General features: G+C 67.4%; 10 protein-coding genes. 6 read left to right on the top strand and 4 right to left on the bottom strand.

Annotation, left to right across the window (positions count from 1 at the left end; genetic code table 11):
• The first annotated feature begins 125 nt into the window (after window positions 1-125).
• The 3 genes from ACFTSA_RS16705 (at window position 126) to ACFTSA_RS16715 (ending at window position 1,831) form a co-directional block, all read left to right on the top strand.
• Window positions 126-911: an IclR family transcriptional regulator C-terminal domain-containing protein gene (locus tag ACFTSA_RS16705; RefSeq protein ID WP_377952697.1), complete on the top strand. Its 786-nt coding sequence runs from the start codon at window positions 126-128 to the stop codon at window positions 909-911.
• 64 nt (window positions 912-975) lie between these two features.
• Window positions 976-1,320: an ArsR/SmtB family transcription factor gene (locus tag ACFTSA_RS16710; protein ID WP_377952698.1), complete on the top strand. Its 345-nt coding sequence runs from the start codon at window positions 976-978 to the stop codon at window positions 1,318-1,320.
• A 13-nt stretch (window positions 1,321-1,333) separates the two neighbouring features.
• A complete protein-coding gene (locus ACFTSA_RS16715) occupies window positions 1,334-1,831 on the top strand; it encodes an SRPBCC domain-containing protein (RefSeq protein WP_377952699.1) in 498 nt (165 codons plus the stop codon).
• Window positions 1,832-1,916: 85 nt separating this feature from the next.
• On the opposite strand, the gene ACFTSA_RS16720 is transcribed toward ACFTSA_RS16715, so the two are convergent.
• The 4 genes from ACFTSA_RS16720 to ACFTSA_RS16735 form a co-directional block, all read right to left on the bottom strand.
• Window positions 1,917-2,099, bottom strand: a complete 183-nt coding sequence (locus ACFTSA_RS16720) for a hypothetical protein (protein ID WP_331575490.1) — start codon at window positions 2,097-2,099, stop codon at window positions 1,917-1,919.
• A 406-nt stretch (window positions 2,100-2,505) separates the two neighbouring features.
• Window positions 2,506-4,281, bottom strand: a complete 1,776-nt coding sequence (locus ACFTSA_RS16725) for an acetyl/propionyl/methylcrotonyl-CoA carboxylase subunit alpha (RefSeq protein ID WP_377952700.1) — start codon at window positions 4,279-4,281, stop codon at window positions 2,506-2,508.
• On the bottom strand, window positions 4,281-5,975 hold the full coding sequence (locus ACFTSA_RS16730) for a carboxyltransferase domain-containing protein (protein WP_377952799.1): 1,695 nt from the start codon (window positions 5,973-5,975) through the stop codon (window positions 4,281-4,283). The genes ACFTSA_RS16725 and ACFTSA_RS16730 overlap by 1 nt, the downstream gene beginning before the upstream one ends.
• Window positions 5,976-6,039: 64 nt before the next feature.
• Window positions 6,040-6,798: a LamB/YcsF family protein gene (locus ACFTSA_RS16735; protein ID WP_377952800.1), complete on the bottom strand. Its 759-nt coding sequence runs from the start codon at window positions 6,796-6,798 to the stop codon at window positions 6,040-6,042.
• A 104-nt stretch (window positions 6,799-6,902) separates the two neighbouring features.
• Between ACFTSA_RS16735 and ACFTSA_RS16740 the strand changes: the two genes are divergently transcribed.
• The 3 genes from ACFTSA_RS16740 to ACFTSA_RS16750 all read left to right on the top strand — a co-directional run bounded on the left by ACFTSA_RS16740 (window position 6,903) and on the right by ACFTSA_RS16750 (window position 10,070).
• Entirely contained in the window at window positions 6,903-7,577 is a 675-nt protein-coding gene (locus ACFTSA_RS16740; RefSeq protein WP_377952701.1) for a GntR family transcriptional regulator, read from the top strand.
• Window positions 7,578-7,914: 337 nt separating this feature from the next.
• A complete protein-coding gene (locus ACFTSA_RS16745; protein ID WP_377952702.1) occupies window positions 7,915-9,276 on the top strand; it encodes an MFS transporter in 1,362 nt (453 codons plus the stop codon).
• On the top strand, window positions 9,273-10,070 hold the full coding sequence (locus tag ACFTSA_RS16750) for a putative hydro-lyase (protein WP_377952703.1): 798 nt from the start codon (window positions 9,273-9,275) through the stop codon (window positions 10,068-10,070). Before ACFTSA_RS16745 ends, ACFTSA_RS16750 begins: the two co-directional genes overlap by 4 nt.
• The last annotated feature ends 102 nt before the right edge of the window (window positions 10,071-10,172 follow it).

Here is a 10,172-nt window from a genome sequence, read left to right on the forward strand (position 1 = left end):
TAGAAAAATGATAGCGCAGAGTGAAGCGGCTCACAATCCGTTTTGGTTTGCCCGCGCGCGGCCGGATGGCGGCCCGTATTCTTGGTACGTCAGGAACAGCGCGCAGCTTGAGGTGCAGGGAGCCCATGGACGAACAGCCGGCCTACTTTGTGAAATCGGTCGAGAAGGCGTTCGACGTGCTCCGGGCCTTCACTCCGAACACTCCCAGGCTGACGGTGTCGCAGGTGGCTGCGGCGGCGGACACCACCAGGGCTTCCGCCCGGCGGTTCCTCCTCACCCTGGCCGATCTCGGGTACCTGCGGGCAGACGGGGCGCACTTCGAGCTGACCGCCCGCTCGCTGGACATCGGGCGGTCCTTCCTGGCCAACCTCGAGCTTCCGGCCATCGCGGACCGGCATCTGAAGACGCTCGCTGCCGAGCTGAACGAGACCACGTCCCTCTGCATTCTCGACGGCGCCGACGTCGTGTACGTCGCCTGCGTGCCCTCGCCCCGGCTGCTCAGCGTGAGCATCACCGTGGGCACCAGGTTCCCGGCGTGGGCCACCTCCATGGGGCGCGTGCTGCTCGGGGCCCTGACCGAGGCGGATCTGCAGGCCTACTTCGAAACCGTGCGGCTGCAAAAACTGACCGAGCACTCCGTTGCCAGCCTGGAGCAGCTGCGGGCTGAAATTGAGCGGACCAGGTCCAGGGGGTGGGCCATGGTGTCTCAGGAACTGGAAGAGGGGTTGCGCGGCGTGGCGGTGCCGGTGCGCCGCGGCCACGAGGTGGTGGCGGCCGTCAATGTTTCGCTGCAGACGCACCGGTCATCTGCCGAGGACATCGAAAAGTCAGTGGTGCCGCGGCTGCAGGAGGCGGCCCGGCAGATCGGCCGGGACTACGGCGGGGACGCCTCCGGGCTGCGGCGGGCCTGATGGAGGCCTTAGACCCAGAGTCACCCATTGACACTCCTACGGGACCGCAATATCCTGCAACCAAATGGTTGTAGATCAGCTTAGCGATGCCGAACTCGACCGCCTCTTCCAGGCGTTCGCGGACACCACCCGGCGGGACATCATCCGCAGGGTAACGGTGGGTGAGTACTCGGTGACCGGCCTGGCGGCCCTCTACGCCATGAGCTTTGCCGCTGTTCAAAAACACGTGGCGGTGTTGGAGCGCGCCTCCCTGGTCACCAAGGAGAAGCGCGGAAGGGAGCAGATCGTGCGGGGCAATCATGACGGCCTGGAGAAGGCCCGCCGGCTGCTTGACGAGTACGAGGCGATCTGGCGGCATCGCGTCGCCCGGATCACAGACATCCTCGCTGAAGAACTCACTGAAGAATAGGAAGGGTCCGGCAATGACGGTCATCAGTTCCACCAAGAATCCCGAGGCGCTCAGCTTAGTCCTCGTGACAGAGTTCGACGCCGACGTGAAACGCGTCTGGCAGATCTGGGAAGACCCGCGGCAGCTTGAGCGCTGGTGGGGCCCGCCCACCTGGCCGGCGACATTCAGCCAGTACGAATTCACCCCCGGCGGCGCGGCTTCGTATTACATGACCGGACCGGCGGGTGAGAAGGGATACGGCTGGTGGCGCATCACATACATCGAGGCGCCGCACCGTCTCGAGTTCGATGAAGGCTTCGCTGACGACAACGGCGCGCCGGTGGGGGAGATGGGCGCCGCGCACGAGACAGTCACCCTGGAGGACCTTGGCGGGCGGACCCGGATGACTGTCCATTCCGTCTTCGAGTCCGAAGAGCAGATGAATCAGATGATGGAGATGGGCATGGAAGAGGGAATGAAGGAAGCTGCCGGACAGATCGACGCCATCCTGGCCGAACCCGCCCGCGCCTGACGGGCTGCGGTTTTTCCAGCAAACGCAAGTGGACGACGGCGGGATGTTCCCGCCGTCGTCCACTTACGTTTTCTCCGGGTGCTGGCTAGAGGCCCGCGGTGTTCAGGCTGAGCGTGAAGGTGTTCGGGCCGGTCAGGTGAACCGCCACATCATTCTTGTGGGCGTTCGCCCGGCTCGAAAAATCGTGCACCAGCGACTCCAGCGTGTGGTCCACTGCGGAACGATCCCAGATCTTGATCGTCATTGATTCAGCGTTGTCAAAGGTCATTTCTCAGTGCTTTCGTGTCTGGGCAAGGCGCCTATGCGATGCCGCGGAACAGGACAGCCCAGGAACGCTCGGAGGCCTAGGGCAGCTCGACGAGCTCACCGGTTTGGCCTCATTGCGTCCACCAGGATTTTGTTGTGTTTGAACCTCTAAGCCCGTTTTGGAAAGCGTATTCCTAGCGGGCTTCACTCTATGATGCACAGGCGCGCGAAGGCATTTCAACCGGAAACGGCCCATATGGCGGGTGAGGTTTGACACATGCCCGTCCAGCGCTCCTCGCCGTCGGCGGCGTGATCCTTATGATCCTGCGCAGGACGCTGCCCGGCTGAATGGAAACGAAAAGAGGACGACGGCGGGCGGTCCCGCCGTCGTCCTCCCTTGCCTTCGCCAGCAAGCGGCGTAAGCCGCTTTAGCCGATTTGCGCCAGCACAGAGCCGGCGGTGATCACGTCGCCGGCTCCGGCGGCGACGCCGGAGAGGACGCCGTCCCGGTGGGCGGGGACGCTGGTCTCCATCTTCATGGCCTCCAGGACCACCACGGGATCACCAGCGGTCACTTCGGCGCCCGGCTCCACGAGCCACTTCACCACGGTGCCGCTCATGGCGGCGCGGAGTTCCGCCGGGTCGCCGGCGCGGGAAGCGCCATCGGGGGAGCCGCCGTCGGACGGGCCGGCAGCTGCGGCGCCCAGGCCGCCGGGAAGCGCCTGGCCCGAGCGTGCCCAGCCGTCCAGCAGGTCAGCCGGCAGCCCGACGGCAAGCCGGCGGCCGTCCACGTCCACGGTGATGGTGCGCCGGCGGCCTTCGGGGCCGGCGGGGCTGAAGCCGGGATCCGCCGGGATGTGGTCCGCGAAGTCCGTCTCGATCCAGCGGGTGTGGACGTCCAGGCCGGTCTCGGACGTGAAGTCCGGAGCCTCCACCACAGCGCGGTGGAAGGGGAGAACGGTGGCCACTCCGGTGATGCTGATTTCGGCCAGGGCCCGGCGGGCGCGGCGCAGCGCCTGCTGGCGGTCTGCGCCGGTGACGATCAGCTTGGCCAGGAGCGAGTCGAACTGCGGGGCCACGAACGAACCGGACCGGACTCCGGTGTCCAGCCGGATGCCGGGACCGGTCGGTGCGGTGAACTCGCTGACGGTGCCGGGTGAGGGCAGGAAGCCGCGCCCCACGTCCTCGGCGTTGATCCTGAATTCAAACGCATGGCCGCGCGGGGCAGGGTCCTCGGTGAAGCGGAGCCGCTCCCCGGCGGCGATCCGGAACTGCTCCTGGACCAGGTCGATGCCGGTCGTTTCCTCGGTGATGGGGTGCTCCACCTGCAGCCGCGTGTTCACCTCGAGGAAGGCGACCGTGCCGTCGGCGGCGACCAGGAACTCCACCGTCCCTGCACCCGAGTAGCCCGCTTCCCGGCAGACTGCCTTCGCGGCGTCGTAAATCTGGGTCCGCTGGCTCTCGCTGAGGAACGGCGCCGGGGCTTCCTCCACGAGCTTCTGGTGGCGGCGCTGGAGGGAGCAGTCCCGGGTTCCGACGACGATGACGTTGCCGTGGGTATCGGCCAGCACCTGGGCTTCGACGTGGCGCGGGCGGTCCAGGTAGCGCTCTACGAAGCACTCTCCGCGGCCGAACGCGGCCACAGCCTCGCGCACTGCCGAATCGAAGGCCTCCTCCACCTCCTCCAGGTTCCGGACCACCTTCAGGCCGCGGCCGCCGCCACCGAATGCTGCCTTGATGGCGATCGGGAGCCCGTGTTCCTCCGCGAAGGCGCGGGCCTCGGCGGCGGATTCCACCGGACCGTCGCTGCCGGCCACGAGCGGGGCGCCGGCGCGGACGGCGATCTCGCGGGCCGTGATCTTGTTGCCGAGCTGGCGGATGGCCTCCGGCGTCGGGCCAATCCACGCGAGCCCGGCATCCAGCACCGCCTGCGCAAAGTCCGCGTTCTCGGACAGGAAGCCGTACCCGGGATGGACCGCGTCCGCCCCGGAAGCGGCTGCGGCGCCGAGGAGCTTCTCGATGTTCAGGTAGGTGTCCGCCGGGGAGTTGCCGCCGAGACTGAACGCCTCGTCCGCGGCGGAGACGTGCATGGCGTCCGCGTCGATGTCTGCGTACACAGCCACGGAGGCCAGCTTGGCGTCGTCACAGGCCCGGGCGATCCGGACGGCGATTTCGCCGCGGTTGGCGATGAGGACCTTGTGCATCAGTTACTCGCTTTTCGTTGTGGAGTCTGTTCGTGTGGAGTGTGTTCTGGTGAAGTCTGATCGGGAGCGATGCGGAAGCGGATGCTCCCGCCGATGGGGACCTGGGCGGCCAGGTCGAGCTGGTGGTCCACCACGACGCCGATCACCGGATAACCGCCCGTGATCGGATGGTCGGCGAGGAAGAGGACGGGCAGGCCCTCCGGCGGCATCTGGATGGCGCCCGCCACCGTCCCCTCGCTGGGCAACTCGCCGGCGCGGCTGCGCTCCAGCGGTGTTCCCTGCAGGCGCATGCCCACACGGTTGGACTCCGGCTTGACTATCCAATCCTGGCCGCAGAGGGAGTCAACGGCGGCCTGGTCGAACCAGTCCGCGCGCGGGCCCGGGACGATGTCCAGCACGGTAACGCCGCCGCTCGGATAATCGGGCTGGATTTCCGGACTGCCCACAACGCCGGACTCTGCGTCGCCGCCGGACGGCAGCAGCTGGCCGGCCGCCAGCGGCTTCGGCCCGATCCCGGACATCGTGTCCGTGGAGCGGCTGCCCAGCACCGCCGGGACATCGACGCCGCCGCGCACAGCAAGGTAGCTGCGGAAGCCGGCGTCTGGAACCCCAATGGCCAGGATTTCGCCGTCCAGGAGGGCGAAAGGCGCGGCCACCGGAACGGTGCGCTGCCTCATTCCTGTGTCGCCGGTTTCCTCCGCGTCCGGGTCCGTTGCGTCGGGGGAGGCCGACGGCGTCACGACGGTGAGAGCCGACGGCGCCCCCGCGACGGCCAGGACCTGGTCGCCGATGGCCTGCACCCTGAGCCCGCCGGCGACGGTCTCGATGACCGCGGCCGACGGCGCGTTCCCCACGAGGCGGTTCGCCCTGCGGAGCGAGGCCCGGTCCAGCGCTCCGGCAGCGCAGACGCCCAGGGCCGAGTGTCCCTGCCGGCCAAGGTCCTCGATGAGGCTGTGGATTCCGGGCGACAGGACGCGGAGCCCTGAAGCGGTTTCCGGGTCTGGCTGCTGGCTGCCGGTGCGGGTTTCTTCCGCGGCCAGCTGGACCACGTCGCGGACGGCTCGGAACTGGACCCGGTGGCCGGGGCTCGCCAGCGCTGGCTCGGGACGGTCGAGGTCCCACATCCTGGCTCCGGTGCGGCCGATCAGCTGCCACCCGCCAGGGGATTTGCGCGGGTAGACGGCAGAGTAGTTTCCGGCGAGTGCCACCGATCCTGCGGGGACCGCGGTGCGCGGGGAGCTCCGACGCGGAACCTCCAGCGCCTGGTTCTCGCCCACCATGTAGCCGAAGCCCGGAGCGAAGCCTGCAAAGGCAACCGTCCAGACCTGGCCGGTGTGTGCTTGGATCACGCCGTCGGCTCCGAGGCCGGTCAGCCGCCCCACTTCGGCGAGATCCTCGCCGTCGTACACGGTGTCAATGACCACCAGGCCCCCGGCCTGCTCTGCCGGCGCCGTGAGATCGAGCTCCAGGAGGGCCTGCCCGATCCGCCGGGCAGCCGCGGGTGATTCGGCCCTGACCATGACCGTTTCGGCGGCGGCCAGGACGTCCTGCTGGCCGGGAAGCGGAGCCTCGAGGAGCGCCGCCTGCAGGGCGAGCACGTCCTGCAGGCCGGAGAGTTCCGCGAGGACCGTGCGCGTTCCCACCGGCCGCACCGCACGCACCCTGCCGGGGCGGGCGGATGACGCGGAGGGCATGTGGTCTGTGGTGTCTGCCATCGGGTCCTGGATCCGTCGCTTCATGCTGGACAGTCGCTTCATGCTAGGCGAACGCCTTGATGGTGATGCCGGCGGTGTCGAGAGCGCGCTTCACGGCGACGGCCATGGCCACCGCGCCAGGGGAATCCCCATGGACGCACACCGATTCGGCGTTGATCACCAGCTCGGAACCGTCGATCGCGGTAATGGCCTCACCGGTGGTCATCTGCAGGACACGGGCGGCAACCGCCTCCGGGTCCTCCAGTACGGAACCGGGCTGGGAGCGCGAGGTCAGCGTGCCGTCCGGGTTGTAGGCGCGGTCCGCGAACGCCTCGGAGACTGCGCGAAGGCCGGCCGCATCCGCGAGCCGCAGCACTTCGGATCCGGGCAAACCGAGGATGGGCAGTCCGGGATCCACCGACTTCACCGCGTCCACAACGGCGCGCGCCTGGGCGGTGTTGTGGACGATGGCGTTGTAGAGGCCGCCGTGCGGCTTGACGTAGCGGACCTTGGTGCCGGCCGTCGCGGCCAGTGCCTGCAGGGCGCCGATCTGGTAGACGACGTCGTCGGCCAGCTCGCGGGGATCGACCTCCATGTAGCGGCGGCCGAATCCGGCCAGGTCGCGGTAGCCCACGTGGGCGCCGACCACCACGCCGGCCTTGGCGGCCGCCTCACAGGTGGACCGGATGACGCTGGGATCGCCGGCGTGGAATCCGCAGGCGACGTTGGCGCTCGATACCGAGGCCATCATGGCCGCGTCGTCTCCCAGGCTCCATCGCCCGAAGGACTCACCGACGTCGCTGTTCAAATCTATTGCGTGCATTGTGACCCTCATCTCAACTCGTCCTTAGACTAGGATGCACCCTTCCGCAAAAATGTTCAACAATTCAACAATCCGATTGTGGGTGGTTCGTGTAAATTCGGTGTATGGCCACAGTGAATCCGAGTGCAGGTGCATCCCGTCTCCGCGTTGCCGTGCCGGCCGTGGCCGCGCGCGTGGCCAGCGAACTCCGCCTCCAGATTGCCGAAGGCGCACTGCCGCCCGGCTCGAAGCTGAAGGAGGAAGCCCTTTCCGAGGAGCTCGGGGTTTCCCGGAACACCGTGCGCGAGGCCTTTGCCGAACTCGCCAGCGAGCGGCTGGTGGTCCGGCTGCCCAATCGCGGCGTCTTTGTGGCAAGTCTCGAAGCCAGCGACGTCCATGACGTGTATGCCGTCCGGCGCGCCATCGAAGTCACTGCCGTCCGGGGCGGCGGCAGTGCCGAGAGCATTGCGGCTGTGCGTGCCGCCGTGGAAGAAGGAAAGCGAGCGGCCGAGGCCGGCGACAGCGAAGGGCTCGGCAGCGCCAACTCCCATTTCCATGGCGCCCTCGTGGCCATGGCCGGCAGTGAGCGCCTCAATATCATCATGTCGCAGGTGCTGGCCGAGATGAGGCTGTTCTTCCACAAGGCCTCCATCGACGGCGGCTTCTACCAGGACTACCTGGTAGAGAACGAGCACATCTGCAAAGCGCTGGAAGCTGGGGATTTCGAGCGCGCCGCCGAGCGACTCCTCGCCTACCTCGACAAATCCGAACAGCACCAGACCGCCGTCCACTCGTCCTGACCGCGCCCATCCAGCGCGCCGACTCCAGCGCGAACGGACACTTGTGGCCCCTGGGAAACGCTTCCCGGGGGCCACAAGTGTCTGTTCGCGCCTAAGTCGTGCAGACATCCCGCCCCTTGACGGTGTGATCCAGGTCGCGTAACCTGTTCGTCAGATGTTGGATTGTTCAACACTTCCACAATCCAACAGAATGATCCGTTTTCGGCGGCTCTCCGGGGGAAGCCGCCAACCAGCCCCAGTGCCCGCGCCCTGACAACGTCGCAGGTCCGGGCACACCCGCGCACCAGCGCATCCGTGCCCCAGCGGATGGGCATCCACACTCTTTCTGGAGGAACAAATGGCCAATCAACCCGCAATGGCCGCCGCAGGGACCAAGCCCGCTGTCGGGCGCAAGGACATGTATAAAGCGTTTGCGGCCAGCCTCACCGGGACCGCGCTGGAGTTCTACGACTTCGCGGTCTACTCGGCAGCGGCCGCGATCGTCTTCCCGCTGGTCTTCTTCCCCGCGTCGGACCCCGTGACGGGAACCCTGCTGGCATTCTCGACCTACGCGGTGGGCTACATTTCCCGGCCGGTCGGCGGCATCATCTTTGGCCGGCTGGGGGATGAGATCGGGCGCAAGAAAATCCTGGTCATCACCCTGATGCTGATTGGCGTCGCCACCTTCCTCATCGGCCTGCTGCCCACCTACGGCAGCATCGGCATCATCGCCCCGGCCATCCTCGTCTTCCTGCGTTTCGCGCAGGGCGTGGGCGTCGGTGGTGAATGGGGCGGCGCTGTCCTGCTGTCCAGCGAATTCGGGGAACCCAGCAGGCGCGGCTTCTGGGCCTCCGCGGCGCAGATCGGCCCGCCCGCCGGCAACCTCCTGGCCAATGGCGCGCTCGCGGTGCTCACCCTGGCCCTGTCCGAGCAGGCATTCCTGGACTACGGCTGGCGGATCGCCTTCCTGATCTCTGCACTGCTGGTCGCCTTCGGGTTGTGGATCCGACTTAAGCTTGAGGACACCCCGATTTTCAAGGCCATGGAAGCCCGCGGCGAGCAGCCCAAGGCCCCCATCCGCGAACTCCTGACCACCCAGCGCCGACCCCTCCTGGCCGCCATGCTCAGCCGCATCGGCCCGGACGTCACCTACGCGCTGTGCACCGTCTTCACCCTGACCTACGGCATCCAGGAACTTGGCTTCGACCGCGGGCAGGTGCTCCTGGCCGTGCTCATCGGCTCAGGCCTGCAGCTCTTCACCATGCCGCTCGCGGGCGCCATCTCAGACCGGATCAACCGGCGTCTCGTGTACGGCATCGCGGCAGGGGCCGCGGCGCTCTGGGGCTACCTGTTCTTCATCGTGCTGGAGGGCCGCTCTCCGGTGATGCTCGTAGTGGGCACCGTGCTGGGCCTGCTGTGCCACTCCTTCATGTACGGACCGCAGGCCGCGTTCGTCGTCGAGCAGTTCACGCCGCGGCTCCGCTCCACCGGCAGTTCCCTGGCCTACACGTTCGCGGGCATCATTGGCGGCGCCATCGCCCCGTTCATGTTCACGCTGCTGCAGAGCACCTTCCACAGCTGGGTGCCGGTGGCCATTTACCTCAGCGTTGCCTGCCTGATTACCGTGGTGGGCCTTGCCCTCGGCCGCGACTCGAATGTTGCCGAGGACGAGGAATACCTGCGGGCGTCAGCCGAACCTACCGAAAGCGCAGCCCGATGACCCACACGAATGCCACCCTGCCGCCGTCGGAAGCCCGCCGCCAGTTCCGCAACGGCCTGGTCACACCCACGTCCGGCTGGAGCGACGGATTTACCCAGGCCAACCTGATCGCGGTGACCGCGGACTACGCGGACGAATTCCTCGAATTCTGCCGGCTCAATCCCAAGCCCTGTCCCGTCATCGACGTCATTCCCGCTGGGCAGTACGAAAGCTCCCTCGCCCCGGGTTCCGACATCCGTACCGACATCCCCGCCTACCGGGTGTGGGAGGACGGCGTCCTGACAGCCGAGGTTCCCGACGTCCGTTCCCTGTGGCGCGATGACATGGTGGGCGTGCTCATCGGCTGCAGCTTCACCTTCGAGTCTGCGCTGGCTGCCGAGGGCATCCCGCTTCGCCACACCGAGATGGGCCGCAACGTCCCGATGTACCGCACTAACGTCGAGTGCACCCCGGCTGGGCGGATCCATGGCCGGATGGTCGTCTCGATGCGCCCGATGCCGGCCGAACTTGTAGACGCGGCCGTCCGGGTCACCGCGGAGGTGCCCAAGGTTCACGGTGCCCCGGTCCACGTCGGATCACCGGAAGCGCTGGGCATCACCGATATCTCCAGCCCCGACTTCGGGGACGCAGTGGATATCCGACCCGGAGAAGTGCCCGTTTTCTGGGCCTGCGGGGTAACGCCGCAGAGCGCGGTGATGGCATCCCGGCCGGCTTTCGCCATCAGCCACGCTCCCGGGCACATGTTCGTCACGGACGTTCTGGAGAGCACCTACCGGGTATCCGCCGGGGCCTGATCAAAGGAAAAGCGGGGCGGGGGGGCACACTGTAGGGGCACCCCCCCCCGGCCAAATACGAGTAAAGTGGGATTTCTCTGGGGGGAGTTGTCAAGCAAGGGG

The sequence above is a fragment of the Arthrobacter sp. NPDC057013 genome (assembly GCF_042674585.1).
GTDB lineage: Bacteria > Actinomycetota > Actinomycetes > Actinomycetales > Micrococcaceae > Arthrobacter.